At 75.0% G+C, this 21,306-nt stretch carries 19 protein-coding genes; 12 read left to right on the top strand and 7 right to left on the bottom strand.

What is annotated here, in order from left to right:
- The first annotated feature begins 65 nt into the window (after positions 1-65).
- The 4 genes from ACGFI8_RS36475 (at position 66) to ACGFI8_RS36460 (ending at position 3,832) form a co-directional block, all read left to right on the top strand.
- Positions 66-1,274, top strand: a complete 1,209-nt coding sequence (locus ACGFI8_RS36475) for a glycoside hydrolase family 27 protein (RefSeq protein WP_392811622.1) — start codon at positions 66-68, stop codon at positions 1,272-1,274.
- An 82-nt stretch (positions 1,275-1,356) separates the two neighbouring features.
- The gene (locus ACGFI8_RS36470) at positions 1,357-2,235 is read left to right on the top strand and encodes an ABC transporter substrate-binding protein (protein WP_392811621.1); all 879 of its coding nucleotides are present in this window, start codon (positions 1,357-1,359) and stop codon (positions 2,233-2,235) included.
- Complete coding sequence (locus tag ACGFI8_RS36465) at positions 2,235-3,089, top strand: amino acid ABC transporter permease (RefSeq protein WP_392811620.1); 855 nt, start codon at positions 2,235-2,237, stop codon at positions 3,087-3,089. The genes ACGFI8_RS36470 and ACGFI8_RS36465 overlap by 1 nt, the downstream gene beginning before the upstream one ends.
- Complete coding sequence (locus ACGFI8_RS36460) at positions 3,086-3,832, top strand: amino acid ABC transporter ATP-binding protein (protein WP_392811618.1); 747 nt, start codon at positions 3,086-3,088, stop codon at positions 3,830-3,832. Before ACGFI8_RS36465 ends, ACGFI8_RS36460 begins: the two co-directional genes overlap by 4 nt.
- Here the strand turns inward: ACGFI8_RS36460 and ACGFI8_RS36455 are convergent.
- From ACGFI8_RS36455 to ACGFI8_RS36435, 5 genes are all read right to left on the bottom strand, one after another.
- A complete protein-coding gene (locus ACGFI8_RS36455; protein ID WP_392811616.1) occupies positions 3,829-4,173 on the bottom strand; it encodes a DUF488 domain-containing protein in 345 nt (114 codons plus the stop codon). The two genes, ACGFI8_RS36460 and ACGFI8_RS36455, sit on opposite strands and share 4 nt — an antisense overlap.
- 32 nt (positions 4,174-4,205) lie before the next feature.
- Positions 4,206-5,513 carry an LLM class flavin-dependent oxidoreductase gene (locus ACGFI8_RS36450; RefSeq protein ID WP_392811615.1) on the bottom strand — a complete coding sequence of 436 codons (1,308 nt, stop codon included), beginning with the start codon at positions 5,511-5,513 and terminating at the stop codon, positions 4,206-4,208.
- A gap of 26 nt (positions 5,514-5,539) precedes the next feature.
- Entirely contained in the window at positions 5,540-6,502 is a 963-nt protein-coding gene (locus ACGFI8_RS36445) for an LLM class flavin-dependent oxidoreductase (RefSeq protein ID WP_392811613.1), read from the bottom strand.
- Positions 6,499-7,782 carry an MFS transporter gene (locus tag ACGFI8_RS36440; RefSeq protein ID WP_392811611.1) on the bottom strand — a complete coding sequence of 428 codons (1,284 nt, stop codon included), beginning with the start codon at positions 7,780-7,782 and terminating at the stop codon, positions 6,499-6,501. Before ACGFI8_RS36440 ends, ACGFI8_RS36445 begins: the two co-directional genes overlap by 4 nt.
- Positions 7,783-7,916: 134 nt before the next feature.
- Positions 7,917-8,141: a hypothetical protein gene (locus ACGFI8_RS36435; protein ID WP_392811610.1), complete on the bottom strand. Its 225-nt coding sequence runs from the start codon at positions 8,139-8,141 to the stop codon at positions 7,917-7,919.
- A gap of 196 nt (positions 8,142-8,337) precedes the next feature.
- Between ACGFI8_RS36435 and ACGFI8_RS36430 the strand changes: the two genes are divergently transcribed.
- From ACGFI8_RS36430 to asnB, 5 genes are all read left to right on the top strand, one after another.
- Positions 8,338-8,919, top strand: coding sequence for a cadmium resistance transporter (locus ACGFI8_RS36430; RefSeq protein ID WP_392811608.1), 582 nt, complete (start codon positions 8,338-8,340; stop codon positions 8,917-8,919).
- A gap of 141 nt (positions 8,920-9,060) precedes the next feature.
- A complete protein-coding gene (locus ACGFI8_RS36425; protein WP_392811606.1) occupies positions 9,061-9,456 on the top strand; it encodes a hypothetical protein in 396 nt (131 codons plus the stop codon).
- Between the two features lie 133 nt (positions 9,457-9,589).
- A complete protein-coding gene (locus ACGFI8_RS36420; RefSeq protein ID WP_392811605.1) occupies positions 9,590-11,920 on the top strand; it encodes a beta-galactosidase in 2,331 nt (776 codons plus the stop codon).
- Between the two features lie 86 nt (positions 11,921-12,006).
- Positions 12,007-14,190 (top strand): diguanylate cyclase, encoded by a 2,184-nt coding sequence (locus tag ACGFI8_RS36415; RefSeq protein ID WP_392811604.1) that lies wholly within the window; start codon positions 12,007-12,009, stop codon positions 14,188-14,190.
- Between the two features lie 180 nt (positions 14,191-14,370).
- The gene (asnB, locus tag ACGFI8_RS36410; protein WP_392811603.1) at positions 14,371-16,206 is read left to right on the top strand and encodes an asparagine synthase (glutamine-hydrolyzing); all 1,836 of its coding nucleotides are present in this window, start codon (positions 14,371-14,373) and stop codon (positions 16,204-16,206) included.
- 10 nt (positions 16,207-16,216) lie between these two features.
- Here asnB and def read toward each other — a convergent pair whose 3' ends face one another.
- Positions 16,217-16,765: a peptide deformylase gene (gene def / locus ACGFI8_RS36405; RefSeq protein WP_392811601.1), complete on the bottom strand. Its 549-nt coding sequence runs from the start codon at positions 16,763-16,765 to the stop codon at positions 16,217-16,219.
- Positions 16,766-16,816: 51 nt separating this feature from the next.
- Between def and ACGFI8_RS36400 the strand changes: the two genes are divergently transcribed.
- Positions 16,817-17,386 (top strand): winged helix-turn-helix domain-containing protein, encoded by a 570-nt coding sequence (locus tag ACGFI8_RS36400; protein ID WP_392811599.1) that lies wholly within the window; start codon positions 16,817-16,819, stop codon positions 17,384-17,386.
- Between the two features lie 91 nt (positions 17,387-17,477).
- On the opposite strand, the gene ACGFI8_RS36395 is transcribed toward ACGFI8_RS36400, so the two are convergent.
- Positions 17,478-19,184: a dihydroxy-acid dehydratase gene (locus ACGFI8_RS36395; RefSeq protein WP_392811597.1), complete on the bottom strand. Its 1,707-nt coding sequence runs from the start codon at positions 19,182-19,184 to the stop codon at positions 17,478-17,480.
- Positions 19,185-19,248: 64 nt separating this feature from the next.
- Between ACGFI8_RS36395 and ACGFI8_RS36390 the strand changes: the two genes are divergently transcribed.
- Positions 19,249-20,157, top strand: a complete 909-nt coding sequence (locus ACGFI8_RS36390; protein WP_392811595.1) for an SMP-30/gluconolactonase/LRE family protein — start codon at positions 19,249-19,251, stop codon at positions 20,155-20,157.
- The gene (locus ACGFI8_RS36385) at positions 20,139-21,149 is read left to right on the top strand and encodes a zinc-binding dehydrogenase (protein ID WP_392811594.1); all 1,011 of its coding nucleotides are present in this window, start codon (positions 20,139-20,141) and stop codon (positions 21,147-21,149) included. Before ACGFI8_RS36390 ends, ACGFI8_RS36385 begins: the two co-directional genes overlap by 19 nt.
- Positions 21,150-21,306: the final 157 nt, after the last annotated feature.

The raw sequence follows: 21,306 nt of genomic DNA, 5'->3' as shown, positions 1-21,306 counted from the left end.
CTCTCGCGGCGTGAACGGAGCCGATCGGCAGGCAACTCCCAGGCCGCGCCGCTACGGTTCGGATCATGCGGGTTCCCCGGACGGCGTGGGTGGCCGTGCTGACGGTCCTCGCCGCGCTGGCCCTGCTCGGGGCGTCCGGGAACCCGCGGCCGGTCTACGACAACGGCCTCGCCCGGACCCCGCCGATGGGCTGGAACGACTACAACGCCCACGGGCTCGACGTCACCGAGGACGTCATCCGGCACAGCGCCGACCTCCTCGTCACGTCCGGGCTGCGCGACGCCGGGTACGTCTACGTCAACGTCGACGACGGCTGGATGGCGGGCAGCCGGGACGCCGGCGGGAACCTGCGGGCCGACCCGGCCCGGTTCCCGCACGGCATCCGGGCGCTCGCCGACTACGTGCACGCCCGCGGCCTGAGGCTCGGCGTCTACGCCGACGCGGGCGTGCGCACCTGCGGCGGCCTCCCCGGCAGCCTCGGGCACGAGCGGCAGGACGCGCGGCAGTTCGCGGCCTGGGGCGTGGACTACCTGAAGTACGACAACTGCTATGCGGGCCCCGGATGCGACCAGACGTCGTGCGACCACGGCGACGAGGTGGCGGCCCGGGAGCGCTACGCGGCCATGCGCGACGCGCTGGCGGACGCCGGGCGCCCGATCGTGTTCAGCCTGTGCAACTGGGGCGCCGAGCGGGTTTGGGCGTGGGGCCCCGGCTACGGCAACCTGTGGCGCACTACGGCCGATCTCGCCCCGACGTACGCGAGCCTGCTCGCCGTCTTCCATGCCACCGTGGGCCTCGGCGGCTACGCCGGCCCCGGCGGCTGGAACGACCCCGACATGCTCGAGGTCGGCAACGGCATGACGGCGACCGAGGACCGCGCCGAGCTCAGCCTGTGGGCCGCGATGGCCGCGCCGCTCATCGCCGGCGCCGACCTGGCCACCGCCGGCGCCGCGACCCTGGCCGACCTCGCCAACCCCGGCGTGATCGCGGTCGACCAGGACCCGCTCGGCCGCCCGGCCCGCCTGATCTCCGCCGCCGGCGGCCTCGACGTGCTGGCCCGGCCGCTCGCCAACGGGGACGTCGCCGTGGTGCTGTTCAACGAGACGGGCACCGCCGCCACGATCACCACCGGCGCGGCCCGGGCCGGCGCGCCCGCCGCGGCCCGGTACACGCTGCACGACCTGTGGGCCGGGACCACCGCGACCACGACCGGCCCGATCGCCGCGACGGTGCCCGCGCACGGGGCGGCGATGTTCCGGGTCGCGAAGGGATAGTCGCGAAGGGGTGGCGTCGGGGCACGTGATCGGCCCCACCTTTCCGGTATTCCTACTCGGAAGCATGGTTATGATCCCGGCCATGCGTCCCGCGACCCTCCTCCTCGCTGCCGGGCTGGCCTCCGTCCTGGCGGCCGCGGCCGGCTGCGCGCCCGCCGACGACAACACCGCGGCGCCCGCCGCATCCGGTGGCAGCGCCGGCGCCGGCTCCTGCGCGCCCGCCCAGCTCAAGACCGTGGCCGCGGGCAAGCTCACCGTCGGCACCGACGACCCGGTGTACCCGCCGTGGTTCAACGACAACAAGCCCGAGAGCGGGCAGGGCTTCGAGTCCGCCGTCGCCTACGCGGTGGCCGAGAAGCTCGGCTACGCCAAGGACCAGGTGGTCTGGACCCGCGTCACGTTCAACAACGCCATCGCGCCCGGGCCGAAGACGTTCGACTTCGACATCAACGAGTTCTCCATCACCGACGAGCGCAGGAAGGCCGTCGACTTCTCCTCGCCGTACTACGACGTCACCCAGACCGTCATCGCGCTGAAGAGCTCGAAGCTCGCCGGGGCGAAGAGCCTCGCCGACCTCAAGGGCGCCAAGCTCGGCGCGCAGGTCGGCACCACGAGCTACCGGTCGATCACCGAGATCGTGAAGCCGGACGCGCAGCCCTCGGTGTACAACAACAACGACGACGCGAAGCAGGCGCTGCAGAACGGGCAGATCGACGGGCTCGTGGTCGACCTGCCGACCGCCTTCTACATCACCGGGGCCGAGATCACCGACGCCGTGATCGTCGGGCAGCTGCCGCCGGCATCGGGCACGCCGGAGCAGTTCGGCCTGGTGCTCGACAAGGGCTCGGCGCTCACCGGCTGCGTGAGCGGCGCCGTCGACGCGCTGCGCGCCGACGGCACGCTGAAGAACCTGCAGCAGCAGTGGCTGTCCGCGACTCAGGGCGCCCCGACGCTGTCCTGATGGAGCACCCCGTCCTGATCAAGTCCCCGGTACAGCTGGGGCGCGAGGCGTACCGCCGCCGGCAGACGATGCTGTCGGTGGTGGTCGCCGCCGTCTCCACGGCCGTGGTCGGCGGCCTGCTGTTCGTCGCCGTCACCGGCGCGCCGGGCTGGCCGCGGGTGCGCCACAGCTTCTTCGATCCGGATACCGCGCGCCGGGCACTGCCCGCGGTGGCCCGCGGCCTGCTGCTCAACCTCGAGATGCTGGTGTTCTGCGCCGCCGGCGCGCTGCTGCTCGGGCTCGGCATCGCGATGCTGCGCACGCTGCGGCCGGCGGTGTTCTTCCCGTTGCGCGCGCTCGCGGTCTGGTACACGTACACCTTCCGCGGGCTGCCGCTCGTCATCACCATCTACCTCTTCGCGTTCGGCGTGCCCGGGCTGCGCCTGTCCGGGACCCCCTCGGTGCTGGTGCTCGGCGGGGCCGCGCTGGTGCTGACGTACGGCGCCTACATCGCCGAGGTGTTCCGGGCCGGCATCGAGTCGGTGCACCCGTCGCAGCGGGCCGCGGCGCGCTCGCTCGGGCTCACGTACCGCCAGACCATGCGTCACGTCGTGCTGCCGCAGGCGGTGCGCCGCGTCGCCCCGCCGCTGCTCAACGACCTCGTGGCGATGCAGAAGGACGTCGGCCTCATCTCGCTGGCCGGCCCGGTCGACGCTGTCCGCGCCGCGCAGATCGAGACGTCGGTCTCGTACAACTACACGCCGTACGTCGTTGCCGGGGTCCTGTTCGTGCTTCTGGCGATCCCCCTCATCGCCGTGACCGACTGGGTCACCGTCAGGGCGGCCCGCCGCCAGTCCGGAGACAACGGCCTATGACCACCGTCCTGTCCGTCGAGGGCGTGCACAAGGTGTTCGGTGCCCGCCCCGTGCTGCGCGGCGTCTCCCTCGACGTGGCCGAACACGAGGTGGTGGCGCTCATCGGCGCCAGCGGCTCGGGCAAGTCGACGCTGCTGCGCTGCATCAACCTCCTGGAGCCGGTCGACGACGGCACGATCCGTCTCGACGGCGAGGACATCACCGATCCGAGGGTGAACCCCGACCGGGTCCGCCGCCGCATCGGGATGGTGTTCCAGGCGTTCAACCTGTTCCCGCACATGTCGGTGCTGGACAACGTGACGCTCGCCCCGCGGCGGGTGCACGGCCGGTCGGCCGCCGAGGCCCGCGAGCGGGCGATGGTCCTGCTCGCCCGCATCGGCCTCGCCGACCTCGCCGGCTCCTACCCGGACCGGCTCTCCGGCGGCCAGCAGCAGCGGGTCGCCATCGTGCGGGCGCTGGTGAACGCGCCGCGGCTGCTGCTGCTCGACGAGGTCACCTCGGCGCTCGACCCGGAGCTCGTCGGCGAGGTGCTGGAGCTGATCCGCGACGTCAAGTCCGACGGCGTCACCATGCTGCTGGCGACGCACGAGATGGGCTTCGCGCGGCAGGTGGCCGACCGGGTCTGCTTCCTCGACGGCGGGGTGCTGGTCGAGCAGGGGCCGCCGGAGCAGGTCCTCGGCGAGCCGCGGGAGCCGCGGACCCGGCAGTTCCTGAGCCGCATCATCGAGGCCGGAAGGCTCTAGCTCAGCAGCTCGGCGAGCACGGCGGTCTGGGAGTGGCCGACGTCGCGGGTGGCGGTCAGCAGGGTGAGCGGGGCGTCCCCGGCGAGCTCGCGCAGCCGCCCCAGCGCCGCGGCCTGCTCGCCGCCGTCCAGCTCGGCCCGGTACCGCTCGGCGAACTCCGCGAAGCGGTCCGGGTCGTGGCCGTACCACTTGCGCAGGTCGGCGGACGGGGCCACATCGCGCAGCCACTCGTCGACGGCGGCGCCCTCCTTGCGCAGCCCGCGCGGCCACAGCCGGTCGACCAGCACCCGCCGCCCGTCGTCGGGCCCCGGCGGGTCGTATACGCGCTTGACGTGTACCACCCCTCCAGCCTGCCTCGCGCCGGCCCCCGGCGTCATGACCCTCGGCGGTCGAGCGGGGGCAGGTCGAGGTGCTCGCGCAGGGTGGTGCCCTCGTACCGCGTTCGGTACACCCCGCGCTCCTGCAGTTGCGGCACCAGCCGGTCCACGACGTCCTCCACGGTGCCGGGCAGCAGCTGAGGCAGCAGGTTGAACCCGTCGACGGCGCGCGTGCGCACGTAGCGGGCCCACTCGTCGGCGACCTGACCCGGCGTGCCGACGAAGGCGCCGTGCCCGGGCGTGACCTCGATGACCAGCTCCCGGATCGACAGGTTGCGCTCGGCGGCCAGCGCGCGCCACTGCCGGATCCGCTCGAGCTTGCCGGTGCGCAGCTCGATCGAGATCGTGCCGCGCGACGGGTCCAGCTCCTCGTCGGTCGGGTCGATGTCGGGCAGCGGGCCGTCCGGGTCGTAGCCGGACAGGTCCTTGCCCCAGAACTGCTCCAGGTAGGCGATGGCCCGCGGGCCCGTGGTCTGCTCGCGGCGGATCCACGCGGCCCGCTCCTCGGCCTCGGCCCGGGTGTCGCCGAGCACGACCGACGCCCCGGGCAGGATGCGCACCGCGTCGGGGGAGCGGCCGTAGGCGGCCAGCCGGCGGCGCAGGTCCTCGGCATAGGCGAGGGCCTTGTCGTACTCGGTGTTCGCGGAGAACACGACGTCGGCGTGCCGTGCGGCCAGGTCGCGTCCGCCGGGGGAGTCGCCGGCCTGGAACAGCACCGGCCGGCCCTGCGGGCTCGCCGGCACCGTCGCCGCCGCGCGCAGGTCGACCAGGTCGGTCCGCCGCGCGACGACCTCGCCGGGGGCGGCCGCCCACAGCGCCTTCGCGGCCTCGACGAACTGCCCGGCGCGCTCGTAGCGCCGCTCGTGCGGCAGCCAGCCGCCGTGCCGGAAATTGGCGCCCGTCCACGCGTTGTCGGTGGTGACGACATTCCACCCGGCGCGGCCGCCGGAGACGAGGTCGAGGCTCGCCAGGCGGCGGGCGAGGTCGGCCGGGAAGTTGTACGTCGTGTTCTGCGTGGCCACCAGCCCGATCCGCTCCGTGACCGCGGCGAGGGCGGTGAGCTGGGTGATCGCGTCCGGCCGCCCGGCCACGTCGAGGTCGTGGATCTCGCCGCGGTTCTCCCGCACGCGCAGCCCATCGCCGAGGAAGAACGCGTCGAAGAGGCCGCGCTCGAGGGTCCGCGCCACGTGGACGAACGTGTCGATGTGGGTGTGCGAGGCGAAGTCGGGCCGGGTCCACAGCAGGTTGGGGCCGACGCCGGTGAAGAAGACGCCGAGGTGCAGCCGGGGCTTGGGGTCGCTCACGAGGGGCTCCTTCTCAGACGACGGGCTCAGACGGCCGCGAAGCGGTTGGCGGGGCGGGGCAGGCCGAGCGTGTCGCGCAGGGTCGGGCCGGCGGCGCGCGGGGCGACGGCGGGCAGCACCCGTTCGGCGAGGATCGGCAGCTCCTCGTCGAGCCGCGCGGGGTGCAGCCGCACCCCGTCCACGGCGCCGGACAGCTCGGTGAGCAGCGCGACGAGGCCGTCGGGCGGGCCGGCGTACCGGATCCGGTCGGTGGCCGGCCGGGTGTCCGGCGCGCCGGTCAGCGCGGACTCGACCTCGGCGAAGACGAGCGGGGCACCCTCGGCGCGGGCCCGCTCGGCCCGCCGCCGCACCGCGTCCGGCCCGTCGCCGCCGACCAGTGCCACGTCGAGGCGGTCCGTCACGCCGAGGGTGTCGGCGCCGAGGACGACGACCTGGCCCTGCGGCGGCCGGGGCGTGATGAGTGGCCCGACGATCGAGAACGTGGGGCCCTCGAAGTCGACGTGGTGCACTCGCCGCCGGTCGAGGAACCGGCCGGTGGCCACGTCGCGGATCACCGCGTCGTCCTCCCACGAGTCCCACAGCCGGCGGGCGGCCTCGACGACGTCGGCGGTCTCCCGGCGCAGCGCCGCGGGCTCCAGCGGTGCCCGGCCGATGGTGGCGAGGGCCTCGACGGTGTTCGCCGCGCCGACGACCCAGGCCGCGCGGCCGAGGGAGGCATGGTCGAGGCTGGCCAGCTGGGTGGCCAGGTGGAACGGCTCGGTCGCGGTGGCGTGCAGTTCGGGCCCGAGCCCGATCCGTTCGGTACGCCGGGACAGGAACGCCGCCCGGACACCGGCCTCGACGCGTGCCCGCCCCTCGGGCAGCGGCGTGTCGGCGAGCGTGACGAGCGCGACGCCGGCCCGTTCGGCGGCCCGCGCCGTGCGGGTAAGGGCCTCGATGTCGGCGGGGTCCGGCGCCCCGTCGAGCTCGAGCGCGACGTGCAGGGTCATGAGCGTGCTACCTCCAGTGCGTGCGGTTCCCGGGCACCGTGCCGGCCCGGGCGGGCGCCGTCGGCGACGGCGAAGAGCAGCGCCAGCACCACCAACGCCAGGCAGAGCAGGACGCCGTGCAGCAACGCGGCGCGGTACCCGGCGCCCCCGGCTACGGCTGCGCCGAGGAAGATCCCGGTCACCGCGGCGATGCTCACGCTCGCCGAGAGCCGCTGCGACAGCTGCAGGATCGCGGCGCTGAGCCCGTTCGCGCCGGCCGGGGCGTGGGCGAGGGTCAGCGCCTGGTTCGGGGCGTTGACCAGGCCGCCGGCCACGCCGGTGACGAGCTGCCCGGCGGCGAGCGCGGCGACCAGCCCGCGGTCGCCGAGCAGCGCGACCGCGGCGGCGTCGGCCGCGATGCACGCCGCGGCGACGGCGAGGGCGACGCAGATGCCCCGCCGGCCGTAGCGCGCGACCACGCCCGCGCTGGCCGTTGAGGCGGCGGCGAAGCCGACGGCGCCGGGCAGCGCCATCGCGGCCGCGGCCGGCGCGGAGAAGCCGAGGCCGTCCTGCAGGAACAGCGAGAGCACGAGGTTCAGGGCGAGGGTGGCGCCGAAGAAGCACATGGCCACGAGGGTCCCCAGGACGTACCCCCGGCTGCGGGTCAGCGCCGGCAGCAGCAGCGCGGTGCGGCCCGTCGCGCTGTAGCGCCGCTCCCAGGCCACGAACCCGGCGGCGGCGAGGGCGGCGAGCGCCGCCCAGCGCCAGCCGCCCGGGGTGCCCACCAGCGGCAGGATCAGGCCCAGCGTTGCGGCGCCGAGCAGCAGCAGTCCGGGAAGGTCGAGGTCGGTGCGGTGCCCGCGCGGCCGGCCGGCGGGCAGCAGGCGCAGCGCGAGCGGGACGGTGAGCAGCACGAACGGCAGGTTGGCCAGCAGCACCAGCCGCCAGCCGGGGTCGGGGCCGGCCAGGTGCAGGATCAGCCCGCCGAGCGGTGGGCCGACCGAGCCGGACAGGCCGCCGACCACGGCGTAGGCGCCGAGCGCCCGCACCCGGTCCCGGCCCTGGAAGACGTCCTGGAACAGCCCGATGATCTGCGGGTTGACGGTCCCGGCGCCGAGGCCCTGGGCCAGCCGCGCCGCCGCCACCAGCCAGTCGCGGTCGGCGCAGGCGGCGACGACCCCGCCGGCGCCGAAGACCGCGAGGCCGCCGGCGAAGAGCGCGCGCCGGCCGTACATGTCGCCGAGCCGCCCGGCCGGGACGACGCGAGGCCGAACGTGAGCGAGTAGCCTGCCATGATCCACTGCAGGGCGGCATCGCCCGCGTGCAGCGAGGCGCGCATGGCCGGCACGTCGACGTTGAGGATGGACTGGTCCAGCAGGGTGGTCCAGCCGGCGCCGAGACAGACGGCCAGGATCAGCCGGTGCGAGCGGTCCACTCAGCGCGCCGCGCGCCCGGCGATGCGGCGCAGTTGCAGCTCCGTCGCGAGCTCGGCCCACATCGGGGCGTCCTGCACGCCGGTCCGGCAGAACGGCTCCGCGTCCGCGTCCGCCGGGCCGTCGGCCGCCGCGGCGCCGAAGCCGATCAGGCGGTGCGCCAGGCCGACCGCGCGGTTGACGAGCCGCGTGACGGCCCGCTGCACGAGGAATCGCCGGTTGCTCATGCTCCGGAGGCTATCAGATTTCCTACTTCACCCATAGGATTAATTCCACAAGTCCTGCGGTCCGCCGCGACGCGGGCCCGGCCGCCCCCTGACCCACGTATCCCGCTCGGCCGCCGGGCCGACCCGGGACGGCGAGATGGCCCTGACCAGGCCGGGAGCTGCGATAGGGTTCCCCGCATCGGCGGGAGGATCTTCGGTGGTGCTGGGCGCGGTGGGGCAGGCGATCGGCCTGTTCGCGGTCACCAACGTCGACGATCTTCTCATCCTCTCGCTGTACTTCGCGCGCGGCGCCGACCACCCCGGGGCCACCCGGCGGGTCGTCCTCGGGCAGTACCTCGGCTTCGCCGCGATCCTCGCGGTGTCCGCGGCCGGCGCGTTCGGCGTGTCGTTCCTGCCCGAGCAGGCCCTGCCCTACCTGGGGCTGATCCCGCTCACCCTCGGGCTGCGGGCGGCCTGGCGGGCGTGGCGGTGCCGCGGCGACGGCCGCGGCCCGCGGGCGGGCCGGGGAGGGCCCGCCGCGACCGAGGTCGCCGCGGTCACCCTCGCCAACGGCGGGGACAACATCGGCGTGTACGTGCCCGTGCTCGCCACCGCCGGCGCCGGGCGGCTCGCGGTGTACGCCGTCGTCTTCCTGGTGCTGGTGGCCGTCTGGTGCGCGGCCGGCCGGCACATCGCCACCCGCCCGGCGGTCGCGCGGATGCTCAGCCGCTGGGGCAACGTCGCGCTGCCCGTCGTGCTGATCGGCATCGGCGTGCTGATCCTCGCCGGCTTCGAGTAGGCCATCGAGTAGGCCGTCGAGCAGGCCATCGAGTAGGCCGTCGAGCAGGCCATCGAGCAGGCCGTCGAGCGTGTTCGAGGCCGGCCCCGGGGCGTGGGAAGTGGGAATGGCGGCCGCGCCGGCGGCCCGTACCATCTCCGGGTGACCGAGACGCGCGGCCCCGGGTGGGCGCCGGTTTTCCTGTCGTACGCCGCGTTCGTGCTCGTCGGTCTGGGCGCCGGGATCGGCGGCATCCTGATCCCGGCGCAGATGGCGGACTACGGCGTCGACGAGGCGACGATCGGCATCACGTTCCCGACGGCGATGGCGGTGGTGCCGGACCTGGTCGAGCCCCGGCTGGTGGCCACCGCGATCGGCCTCATGAACGGGGTGTCGGTCCTCGGCGGCGCCGGGCTGCCGTGGCTGGCCGGCCGGCTCGCCCAGCACGTCGGGATCTGGACGCTGATGCCCTTCGCGCTGGCCCTGTCGCTGCTGCAGCTGGGCGTGTGGCGGCTCATGGTCGCCCGCACCGCCCCGGCGCCCGTTCCCCAGGAGTGATCTCAGAAGTGATCCACGAGTGATCTCAGGAGTGATCGCGGATCCGGCCGCAGTTCGGGGCAACGCGCGTCGATCGAATGTGCCACCATGCGAGGGATGACGAAGCGCCGCACCGCCTGCGCGAAGCGCTGACGTGGAGCACCTCGTGCTGCCCGCGGGACCGGCCGCTGCCGTCGCGCTCGCCGTTCGCCGCCGCGCCTGGCCGGGGCCGCCCGTCGCGCCGCGGATGGCCAACGCCGAGGACGTCCGGGCCGGGCTCGCCCTCACCGACCGCCACCTCCTGCGCGACGGGCGGCCCTGGATCCCCGTCTCCGGGGAGCTGCACTACAGCCGGGTGCCCCGCGCCCGCTGGGCGGAGCGGCTGGAGCTGATGCGCTCCGGCGGCGTCGACGTCGTCTCGGCGTACATCCCCTGGATCCACCACGAGGAGCGGCGCGGCGCGGCGCGCTTCGACGGCGGGCTCGACCTGGCGGCGTTCGTCGACCTGTGCCGCGCCGCCGGCCTCGAGGTCGTGCTGCGCATCGGCCCGTGGGTGCACGGCGAGATCCGCAACGGCGGCCTCCCCGACTGGGTGCTGGCCGAGCCGGTCGAGCACCGCAGCGACGACCCGGGATACCTGGCCCTCGTCGCGGAGTGGTTCGGGCGGATCGGCGCGGCGCTGGACGGGCGCTGCGCGCCGGAGAACGTGCTCGCGATCCAGCTCGAGAACGAGCTCTGCGACCGGCCCGGGCACCTGGTGACCCTCAAGCGCCTCGCCCGCGAGGCGGGGCTGTCGGCGCCACTGTGGACGGCCACCGCGTGGGACGGCGCGCGGCTGCCGCCGGCGGAGGTCCTGCCGGTGTACAGCGGATACGCCGACGGTTTCTGGACCGACGCCGGCGCGCCGTGGCAGCCCGTGTTCCGGGCGCAGTTCTTCTTCTCCCACGCCTGGGACGAGCCCCGCCCGCCGCGCGGGCCGGGCCCGTTCCCGCCCGTGACCTCAGAGCTCGGCGGCGGCATGGCCACGGCGTACCACCGCCGGCCCCGGCCCTCGGCGCGCGACATCGCGGCGGTGGCCCACTGCAAGATCGGCAACGGCTCGGTGTGGCAGGGGTTCTACATGTACGCCGGGGGCACGAACCCGCCCGGCGCCGGCGGCCTGCAGGAGTCCCACGCCACCGGCTACCCCAACGACATGCCCCGGCTGGGGTACGACTTCCATGCCCCGATCGGCGAGGCCGGCACGCTGTCGCCCGCGCACGCCGAGCTGCGCCGCCAGCACGCGTTCCTCGCCGCGTTCGGGGCGCGCCTGGCGGGGGCGCCCTCGAGCCTGCCCGACGTCAGGCCGGGCGGCATCGACGACACCACCACCCTGCGCTGGGCGCTGCGCGGCGAGTTCCTCTTCATCGCCTGGCACCAGCCGCACGTACCGCTGGACGTCTACCGCGACGCCCGGTTCCGCGTCGGCGACCTGCTGCTGCCGTCCCGGCCGGTGGACGTCCCGCCCGGCACCCTCGCCCGCTGGCCGGTAGGGCTGGACCTGCACGGCGTGCGCATCGACTGGGCCACCGCCTCCGCGCTCACCGTCCTGCCCGGACCAGTGCCGACGCTGGTGCTGTGCGCCGAGCCGGGCATCCCGGTGGAGCTCGCGACCGCCGGGGAGGTCGTCGCGGTGGAGCCCGGCCGGGAGCCGCTGCGGCTGCGGGCCGGCCTCACACACTCGACCGAGCACCTGGCCGAACACCCGGTCGAGCACCCGACCGAGCACCCGGTCGAGCTCGACGTGCTGGTGCTGACGCCCGGGGACGCCGCCCTGGCGTGGGTGTGCGAGGCCGATCGCCGGCTGCTGCTGTCCGCGGAGGACCTCGGGTGGGGCGCCGACGGGCGGATCGTTGCGCGGACCGCCGCGCCTTCGCCCGAGGTGCTCGCCTACGACCCCGGGACGCGCACGTTCCGGCCGGTGCCGCTGCGCCCCGATGCTTTTGACGCGCCCGACGCGCCCGACGCGCCCGACGCGCCCGACGCGCCCGACGCGCCCGACGCGGTGGCCCAGGACGTCCCCGCGCGGCCGCTCCGCCCGGCGGGCGCCGCCGTGCCCGCGGTCTACGGGCTGCGCGACAGCCGGCAGTCCGCGCCGCCGCCGGCCGTCTTCGACGAGCTCGCCGCCGTCTACGAGCTCGAGCTGCCGGCGTGGGCCCTGGAACGGGGGCGGGACGCGCTGCTGCGCATCGACTGGGCCGGCGACGTGGCCGAGCTGCGCGTCGACGGGCGCGCCGCCACCGACCGGTTCTGGGACGGCTCGCCATGGGTGGTGAGCCTCCGCGACGCCGGCTGCGGGCCGGGCTCCGCGGTGACCCTGCACGTGCTGCCGCTGTCCGCCGGCTCGCCGGTACACCTGCCGGCCGAAGCCCGCGCGCTGCTCACCGATCGGCTGCTGCGCGTCGACCGGGTGCGGATCGAAGAACGGCGGGTGTGGCGCGAGTAGCCGACTGCATTCCGGGAGCCCGTGCACTACGGTATTGGGCGGCTTCGATCCCGGGCTCACATCGACAGCGCCATCGGGGAGCGCCTATGTCAAGCGCGAGAGCGGTCGTCCGGGAAAACCGGGTGTGGTTCGGGTATCTGCTCGCCGGCGCCCTCGCGATGCTCGGATACTTCCTGGTGCCCGAGCGCGACGCCTGGGTCTACGCCCGGGTCGCGGTGTACCTCGCGATCAGCTCGTCCGGCGCCGCGGCCGTCTGGTGGGGCATCGCCCGCAACCGCCCCGCGGTGCGCCTGCCCTGGCTGCTGCTGGGCCTGAGCCAGCTGGTCTACGCGAGCGCCGACGCGGTCTTCTACGTCTCGCACTACGTGCTGCACTCCGAGCGGTTCCCGTCCTTCGCCGACCTGCTGTACCTGGGCCACTACCCGCCCCTGCTGGCCGCGCTGCTGCTGCTGATCCGCCGCCGCGAGCCGCGCGGCGCGGCCGGGCTGATCGACGGGCTCGTTGTCGCCGTCGCGGCCGCGCTGCTGTCCTGGATGTTCCTCATCGGCCCCACGGCGGCGTCGCGCGGCGACCGCCTCCTCGCCCGCTATGCGGAGCTCGGCTACCCGGTCATGGACCTGGCGCTGGTGGCGCTCACCGCGCGGCTGGTGATCGGGGTCGCCGCCCGGTCCGTCTCGTTCGGGTTGCTGCTGGCCAACCTGCTCGGCATCGCCGCCGCCGACACCGTCTACAGCTACCAGCAACTGCACGGCGTCTACGAGGCCGGCAACTTCCTCGACGCGATGTGGCTCACCGCCAACCTCACCCTGGGCGCCGCCGCGCTGCACCGCGGCATGGCCGGGCTCACCGACCCGGCGCCGCCCGGGCGCGACGAGTCGAGGCCGGTCCGTTTCGTACTGCTGGCCGGCGCCGCCCTGCTCGCCCCGGCCGCACTGCTGGTCCAGTCGGCGCGCGGGATCGGCGACGACGTGCCGGCCGCCGCCGTCGCCTGCGCGGTGCTGTTCCTGCTCACCCTCGGCCGGATGGCGGGCGTGGCGGTCGAGCAGCGCCGCCTGGCGGTCACCGACCAGCTCACCGGCCTGTCCACCCGCCGCTGCATCGAGGGCCGGCTGCCCGCCGAGGTGGCGCGGGCCGGCCGGCGCCACGGTCCGGTGGCGCTGTTCATCGTCGACGTCGACCACTTCAAGTCGGTCAACGACCGCTTCGGCCACCCGGCCGGTGACCGCGCGCTCGTCGAGATCGCCCGGCGGCTGCGGCGGGCTGTGCGCCCCGGCGACGTGCTGGCGCGCTACGGCGGCGAGGAGTTCGCGCTGCTCATGCCCGGCCTGCACCCGGAGGAGCTCGAGGCGGTCTCGCAGCGGCTGCGGCGCAGCGTCGGCGACGAGCCGATCGCGCTCGACGACGACACTCGCGTCACGATCACCGTCTCCATCGGTACCGCGGCCTTCCCGGCCCACAGCGCCTCGCACACCGACCTGGTGGCGGTCGCCGACCGGGCCCTCTACACGGCCAAGGTCCTCGGTCGCGACCGGGTCGTCGTCGGCGGCGACGCGTGCGCCGAGCCCTGCCCGGAGCCGAGCCCGCAACGGGCGGCCCCGGCTGATCCACCCGAACGATCGGATGCCGTGCCGGCCGCGCACCTCGACTACCTCCAGCGCGTCGCCGACGAGGTCGACGCCTGGCTGTCCGGCGTCGAACACAGCGCCGCGATCGCCCGCTGGGCCACCGCGACGGCCGTGTTCATGAACTACTCCGAGGCGGTGACCATGCGCGCCGGGCTGGCCGGCCGGCTCCACGACGTCGGCAAGGTGGTGATCCCGCGGGAGATCCTGGTCAAGGCCGAGCCGCTCACCGACGAGGAGTGGGCGCTGCTGCGCCGGCACCCGCAGTTCGGCGCCCGCATGTGCCGGGTCGTGCCGGAGCTGGACGTGGTCGCCGACGTCATCCGCCAGCACCACGAGCGCTTCGACGGCGGCGGCTACCCGGACGGCCTGCGCGGGCTCGGCATCCGGCCGGAGGCGCGGCTGCTCGCCGTGTGCGACTCGTGGGCGGCGATGCGCTGCGACCGGCCCTACCAGGCCGCCCTCGGCGAGGACCGGGCCCGCGACGAGCTGCTGCGCGGCCGGGGCGGCCAGTTCGACCCCGACGCGGTCGACGCCTTCCTGACGCTGCACGAGCAGGGCGCGGTCGGCGAGCTGCGGCCGCTGGGCCCGGTAGGAGGCTCCATGCAGAGCGTCGCGCCGGCCGGCGTGTTCCAGATCAGCTCGTAGTACTGCGGCATGCCCCGGTGCCGGCGACGCCGGGGAGCTGCCCGTGTTGCATCGGTCGCAGTCTGGTTACCGGCCGACCATCGGGGGAACGTGGTCATTCCGGCCATTGCGGACGGGACTCGGACGGGATTCGGACGTGATTCGGGCGGGACTGGCCGCGGACCGAGGAGGTACGTGATCATGTGTGGCATCGTCGGCTGGGTCGACTTCCACCGCGACCTGCGTCTTGAGCGCGCCGGCGCGCGGGCCATGGCCGGCACGATGGCCCTGCGCGGGCCGGACGCCGAGGGCCTTTGGGTGCGCGAGCACGTCGCGTTCGGCCACCGCCGGCTCGCCGTCATCGACCTCGTCACCGGCGGGCAGCCGATGACCGTCGAGCACGACGGCGCGGAGCTCGCCGCCATCACCTACAGCGGCGAGCTGTACAACTACCGCGAGTTGCGGCAGGAGCTGCGCGCGCTCGGGCACCACTTCCGCACCGAGAGCGACACGGAGGTCGTCCTGCGGGCGTACGTCCAGTGGGGCGAGGACTTCGTGGACCGGCTCAACGGGATGTACGCCTTCGGCATCTGGGACGTGCGCCAGGACCGGCTGGTGCTGGTGCGCGACCGGATGGGTGTCAAGCCGCTGTACTACCACACCGGCGACGGCGGGCAGCTGCTGTTCGCCTCCGAGCCCAAGGCCATCTTCGCCCACCCGGGCGCGGAGGCGGTCGTCGACGCCGACGGCCTGCGCGAGCTGCTCGCCTTCGTCAAGACGCCCGGTCACGGCGTGTACCGCAACCTCCATGAGGTCGTCCCCGGCGAGCTCGTGCGCGTGGACCGCGCCGGGCTGCACCGCCGGCTGTACTGGCGGCCCGGCTACGCGGAGCACCGCGACGACCTCGACACCACCGTGCGCACCGTTCGCGAGCTGCTCGACGACATCGTGGCCCGGCAGACCGTCGCCGACGTGCCGATGTGCGCGCTGCTGTCCGGCGGCCTGGACTCCTCGGCGATCACCGCGCTGGCCCACGCGGCGCTGACCGGGCGGGGTGAGGGGCCGCTGCGCTCGTTCGCCGTCGACTTCGCCGGGCAGACCGAGCACTTCCGCCCGGACGCGATGCGCGCCACCCCGGACACGCCGTACGTCCACGACGTGGTCAAGCACGTGTCGACCGACCACGAGGACATCGTGCTGGACGCCGCGACGCTGATGGACCCGCTCGGCCGCGCCGCCGTGGTCAACGCCGCGGACCTGCCCACCGTGGGCGGCGACATCTACACGTCGCTGTACCTGCTCTTCCGGGCCGTGCGCGAGCACTCGACGGTGGCGCTGTCCGGCGAGGCGGCCGACGAGGTCTTCGGCGGCTACGCCTGGTTCCACCAGCCGGAGATCGTGTGGACCGAGACCTTCCCCTGGCTGGTGATCGGCGATCTCAAGGGCGGCGCGCTGGACAAGGACCTCGTGGCGTCGCTGGACGTGGAGGGCTACCGGGCCGGCGCCTACCACGACGCGATCGCCGAGGTCGACCACGGCGAGGACGCCGACCCGTTCAACCGGCGCATGCGCGAGATCTCCTACCTGCACCTGACCCGCTTCGTGCGGATCCTGCTGGACCGCAAGGACCGGATGAGCATGGCGCACGGCCTGGAGGTGCGGGTGCCGTACTGCGACCACCGGCTCGTCGAGTACGTCTACAACACCCCGTGGGCGATGAAGACGTTCGACGGACGGGAAAAGAGCCTGCTGCGCGCGGCCGCCGCCGATGCCGTGCCAGCCTCGGTGGCCGGGCGCACCAAGAGCCCGTACCCGTCCACCCAGGACCCGCGCTACGAGCGGGCGCTGCGCGAGGCCCTCGCGCGGGTGCTCGAGGACGACTCGCCCGTCGCGCCGCTGCTGGACCGGCAGCGGGTCGCCGAACTGGCCGCCGCCCCGTACGAGTACGACGGCTTCGCCGCCGACCGCCGCGCGATCGAGCACGCGCTGAGCCTCGACCTGTGGCTGCGCCGCAGCCCTGTGCGCCTGCTGCTGTAGCGGTCTTTGTTCAGCGGTTGCGGCCGAACAGCGGATGTGGGCTCACCCGCACCCGCGGTGCCGGGTCGCCGAACCACGGCGCCTCCCGGATGGCGCGCATCGCGGCCCGGCGGCGCTGCGCGTCCATCCGGTCGATGAACAGCACGCCGTCGAGGTGGTCGGCCTCGTGCTGCAGGCACCGGGCCAGCTCGCCCGCGCCGACCACCTGGACCGGGTCGCCGTGGTCGGTGTAGCCCTTCGCGACGACGTGCTGGCGGCGCTTGGTGTCGAAGTACAGCCCGGGCATCGACAGGCAGCCCTCCGGGCCGTCCTGCTCCCGCTCGTCGGGGAAGCTCAGCACCGGGTTGACCAGGTGCCCCTCGACCCCGTCGACGTGGAAGACGAAGGCCCGCAGGCCGATGCCCAGCTGCGGCGCGGCCAGACCCGCGCCCCGCTCCGAGCGCAGCGTGTCGGTCAGGTCGCGGACCAGCCGGCGCAGCTGCGCGTCGAACGTCGTCACCTCCTCGGCGGGCGTGGTCAGCACCGGATCCCCGAACACCCGGACGGGCAGCACAGCCATGGCGTCCTCAACTCCTTGCGTCGCGCTTTGCAAAGCACAATACTTTGCAAAGTGATCGACCAGAAGGCCGCCGGCGCGGCGCTCGGCCACCCGGTCCGGGTCGCCCTCATGGAGCTGCTACGCGCCCGGGGCACCGTGACGTCGACGGAGGCCGCGCGCGAGCTTGGCGGCTCGTCCGGCCTGCACTCCTTCCACCTGCGGCAGCTGGCGCGGTACGGCCTCGTCGAGGAGGCCCCTGGGAGCGGCCGCTCGAAGCCGTGGCGGCTGGCGGGCGCGGCGGATGCAGCCGACCCGGCGAACCCGGCCGGCCCGGCGCCGGACGCGGACGCGGCTCCGGACCTCGGCGCCCTGGCCCGGGGGCTGGAGGACGAGAGCTACCGGCGCTGGCTCGCGATGCGGGACGAGGCGCCGGCGCGGTGGCGGCGCGACGACGCGTTCAGCCAGGTCGTGTACCTCACGCCGCGCGAGATGGCCGAGCTGGCCAATGCCGTGCGCGCGCTGATCGCCGGGTACCGCCACCGCGAGGAGCGGCGCGGCACCGGCCCGGCCGGGGCCGGACCGGTCGCGGTCGTCGCCCGGTTCTTCCCCCTGCTGGGCCCGGACACCGGCGGCCTCGGCTGAGACCGCCGGGTCCAGGGTGCCCGCCCGACAGGTCGGCGTCCCGGCGTCCGGCCCAGGCCGGTCAGGCTAGGTCAGGCCCGGTCAGACTCGGTCAGTGGGACTCGCGGGCGACCCGGTCGCCGCTGGCGCCGAGGAGGAAGTCGCAGTCGGCGCCGGTGTTCGCCTGGCCGACGGTGTCGACGTAGAGGCGCTCCCAGCCGCGGCTCGGGCCGGCCAGGGCGTCGAGGAAGGCCGGGGTGGGCTCGCGGGCGTCGAGGTCGGCGTCGGCGTGCAGGGTGCGAGCCTCGACGTCGAGGGTGATCATGTCGCCGGTGCGGACCCGCGCGAGGGGGCCGCCGGCGGCGGCCTCCGGGCTGACGTGCAGGACCACCGTGCCGTAGGCGGTGCCGCTCATCCGGCCGTCGCAGATGCGGACCATGTCGCGTACGCCCCGCGCGAGGAGCTTGGCCGGGATGGGGGTGTTGGCCACCTCGGGCATGCCGGGGTAGCCGCGCGGGCCGCAGCCGCGCAGGACGATGACCGAGTCGGCGGTGACGTCCAGATCGGGGTCGTCGAGGCGGGCGTGCAGGTCCTCGACGGAGTCGAACACGACCGCGGGGCCGCGGTGGCGCAGCAGGTGCGGCGAGGCGGCGGCGGGCTTGATGACGGCGCCGTCCGGCGCGAGGTTGCCGCGCAGCACCGCGATGCCGGCGTGCGGCCGCAGCGGCTCCGCGCGGGGGCGGATCACCTCGCGGTCGTGGACGCGGGCGTCGGCGAGGTGCTCGACCAGGGGCCGGCCGGTGACGGTCAGCGCGGCCGGGTCGAGCAGGTCGCTCACCTCGGCGAGGACGGCGTGCAGGCCGCCGGCGCGGTGCAGGTCCTCCATCAGGAACCGGCCGGCGGGCAGCAGGTCGACGAGGAGGGGCACGCCGGCGCCGAAGCGGTCGAAGTCGTCGAGGGTCAGCTCGATGCCCGCCCGGCCGGCGATGGCGAGCAGGTGCACGACGGCGTTGGTGGAGCCGCCGAGCGCGGCGAGGGCGACGATCGCGTTGCGGAACGAGCCACGGCTGAGCACCGTGCTGGGCCGGCGCTCGGCGTCGACGAGACCGACGGCGAGGGCGCCGGTGGCGTGCGCGGCCTCCAGCAGGCGGCTGTCGGCGGCCGGAATGCCGGCGATGCCGGGCCGGGTCATGCCGAGGACCTCGGCGAGCAGGCCCATGGTCGAGGCGGTGCCCATGGTGTTGCAGTGGCCGCGGCTGCGGATCATCGAGGACTCGGAGCGGGTGAACTCCGCGGCGCTGAGCGTGCCGGCGCGGACCTCCTCGGACAGCTTCCACACGTCGGTACCGCAGCCCAGCGGGACGCCGCGGAAGGTGCCGGTGAGCATCGGCCCGCCGGGGACGACGACGGCGGGCAGGTCGACCGAGCAGGCGGCCATGAGCAGCGCCGGGATGGTCTTGTCGCAGCCGCCGAGCAGCACCACCCCGTCGATCGGGTTGGCCCGCAGCATCTCCTCGGTGGCCATCGCGGCCATGTTGCGCCACAGCATGGCGGTGGGGCGGACCTGCGTCTCGCCGAGGGAGACGACGGGCAGGCCGAGCGGGATGCCGCCGGCCTCGTAGACGCCGTTGGCGACGCTGCGGGCGACCTCGTCGAGGTGGGCGTTGCACGGGGTCAGGTCGGAGGCGGTGTTGGCGATGGCGATGTGCGGGCGGCCGTCGAACGCGTCGCCGGGCAGGCCGCGGCGCATCCAGGCCCGGTGGATGTAGCTGTTGCGGTCGTCGCCGGAGTACCACTGCGCGCTGCGTCTCGCGGGCATCGCCAACCCCCTGTCGGTGCCGCAACCGTACCGCCGGGCCCGGACGTCGATCTACCATCCGGATATGAGCGAGCCGGCCCGGTACACCGCCCGCCCGGCGACCGCCGGCGCCTATGCCCTCGGCGAGGGGCCGGTCTGGGACGCGGACCGTTCGCGCCTGCTCTGGGTCGACATTGTCGGCGGCACCGTGCACGAGGGGCGCCTCGACCCGGCCGCGGGCGCCGTGACCCCGACCGGCTCGTGGTCGTTCGGCGGCACCGTCGGCGCGGTCGCGGTCACCGCCGGCGGCGAGCTGCTCGTCGCCGAGCGGCACACCCTCACCCGGGTCGGCGCCGACGGCGCCCGCGCCCCGGTGGCCCGGGTCCTGCCCGACGGGCGGGCGAGCCGGCTCAACGACGGTGCCGTCGACCCGGCGGGGCGCTTCCTCGTCGGCAGCCTCGCCCAGGACCGGCGGCGCGGTGAGGAGATCCTGGTCCGCCTCGACGCGGCCGGCGTCACTGTGCTCGACGCCGACCTCGACCTGTCCAACGGCCTGGCCTGGAGCCCCGCGGGGGACCGCTTCTACAGTGTCGACACCGTCCCCGGCCTGGTCCGGGTCCGCGACTACGACCCGGGCACCGGCGCGGTCGGGCCGCGGCGGGACCTGTTCAGCATCGCCGACGGCTACCCCGACGGCATGTGCGTGGACGCCGACGGCAACCTGTGGATCGCGGTGTGGGGCGGCGCCCGGGTCGAGTGCCGCGACCCCGGCGGCGACCTCCTCGCCGTCGTCGCCGTCGACGCCCCGCACACCTCGAGCGTCGCGTTCGCCGGCCCGGACCTCGACGTCCTCGTCGTCACCACCGCCACCGCCGAGCTGTCGCCGCGGGACCTGGCGCGGCACCCGGACTCCGGCCGCCTGTTCACCGCCCGCGTCGGGGCCCGCGGGCTGCCCGCAGCCTCCTGGGACCCGGCGTGCGCGCCCTCGTCCTGAGCGGGCCGCGGCGCGCCGACGTCCGCGAGGTGCCCGAGCCGGTCGCCGCCGCCGGGCAGGTCGTCGTCGACGTCGAGCGGGCCGGCGTCTGCGGCACCGACGTCGAGCTGTTCACCGGGGAGCTGAGCTACCTGCAGACCGGCGTCACGGCCTACCCGCTGCGGCCCGGCCATGAGTGGTCCGGCGTCGTCGCCGCCGTCGGGCCGGACGTCGACCGGGGCTGGCTGGGCCGCCGGGTCACCGGCGACACGATGATCGGCTGCGGTCGCTGCGAGCGGTGCCGGCGCGGCCGCCACCACGTCTGCGCCGACCGGCGCGAGCTCGGCATCCTCGGCCTGCCCGGCGCCCTCGCCGAGCGCGTCGCCGTGCCCGCGCACGCGCTGCACGCCCTGCCGCCGGCCGTGGACGCCGAGGCCGGCGCGCTGGTCGAGCCCGGCGGCAACGCGCTGCGCTGCGTCGAGGGCGCCGGGCTCGGCCCCGGCGAGCGGCTGCTGGTGCTCGGCACCGGCACGATCGGCCTGCTCGTCGAGCTGTTCGCCCGCGCCCGGGGCGCCGAGGTGCACTTGCTGGGCCGCGAGGAGGGCCAGCTGCGGCTCGCCCGCTCGCTCGGCCTCACCGACGCGTGGACCCGCGACTCGCTGCCGCGGCGGCCCTGGGACGCGGTCGTCGACGCCACCAACGACCCGCAGCTGCCCGCCCTGGCGCTGAGCCTGGTCGAGCCGGGCCGGCGGATCGTGTTCATCGGGCTGTCGGGCGCCCCGAGCGCCGTCGACACCCGCGAGATCGCCCTCAAGGACGTCACCGCGGTCGGCATCCTCGGCGCCTCGGCCGGGCTGGCGGGGGCGATCGACGCCTACGCCGACGGCTCGGTCGACCCGCGGCCCCTGGTCGCCGCGACGATCGGCCTCGACGAGGTGGCCGCCGCGCTCGCCGGGCGTCGCCCCGACGGCTCCGGGCCGGGGCCGAAACTCCTGGTCGACCCGCGCCGCTGAGCCGCGCCCGGCCCTTGCCCGTCACGCAGTGTCGATTGTTTTGATCATCTAAGTGTTCACGTTCACGACGCCTGTCGCTGGCTGAGCGCAGCCTGTGCGTTTTCCGAACGCCCGGCAGACTTCCGGTCGCACAATCGTTTCCGCACAACCGGAGTGT

The sequence above is a fragment of the Dactylosporangium sp. NPDC048998 genome (assembly GCF_043197855.1).
Taxonomy (GTDB): Bacteria; Actinomycetota; Actinomycetes; order Mycobacteriales; family Micromonosporaceae; genus Dactylosporangium.
This window is presented reverse-complemented; position numbering and strand designations above follow the sequence as displayed.

What these genes read in the sequence shown, in the direction of transcription:
- ACGFI8_RS36475 (WP_392811622.1), top strand. Translation starts at nt 66, where the DNA reads ATGCGGGTTCCCCGGACGGCGTGGGTGGCCGTGCTGACGGTCCTCGCC.
- ACGFI8_RS36470 (WP_392811621.1), top strand. Translation starts at nt 1,357, where the DNA reads ATGCGTCCCGCGACCCTCCTCCTCGCTGCCGGGCTGGCCTCCGTCCTG.
- ACGFI8_RS36465 (WP_392811620.1), top strand. Translation starts at nt 2,235, where the DNA reads ATGGAGCACCCCGTCCTGATCAAGTCCCCGGTACAGCTGGGGCGCGAG.
- ACGFI8_RS36460 (WP_392811618.1), top strand. Translation starts at nt 3,086, where the DNA reads ATGACCACCGTCCTGTCCGTCGAGGGCGTGCACAAGGTGTTCGGTGCC.
- ACGFI8_RS36445 (WP_392811613.1), bottom strand. Translation starts at nt 6,502, where the DNA reads ATGACCCTGCACGTCGCGCTCGAGCTCGACGGGGCGCCGGACCCCGCC.
- ACGFI8_RS36435 (WP_392811610.1), bottom strand. Translation starts at nt 8,141, where the DNA reads ATGAGCAACCGGCGATTCCTCGTGCAGCGGGCCGTCACGCGGCTCGTC.
- ACGFI8_RS36415 (WP_392811604.1), top strand. Translation starts at nt 12,007, where the DNA reads ATGTCAAGCGCGAGAGCGGTCGTCCGGGAAAACCGGGTGTGGTTCGGG.
- asnB (WP_392811603.1), top strand. Translation starts at nt 14,371, where the DNA reads ATGTGTGGCATCGTCGGCTGGGTCGACTTCCACCGCGACCTGCGTCTT.
- def (WP_392811601.1), bottom strand. Translation starts at nt 16,765, where the DNA reads ATGGCTGTGCTGCCCGTCCGGGTGTTCGGGGATCCGGTGCTGACCACG.
- ACGFI8_RS36395 (WP_392811597.1), bottom strand. Translation starts at nt 19,184, where the DNA reads ATGCCCGCGAGACGCAGCGCGCAGTGGTACTCCGGCGACGACCGCAAC.
- ACGFI8_RS36390 (WP_392811595.1), top strand. Translation starts at nt 19,249, where the DNA reads ATGAGCGAGCCGGCCCGGTACACCGCCCGCCCGGCGACCGCCGGCGCC.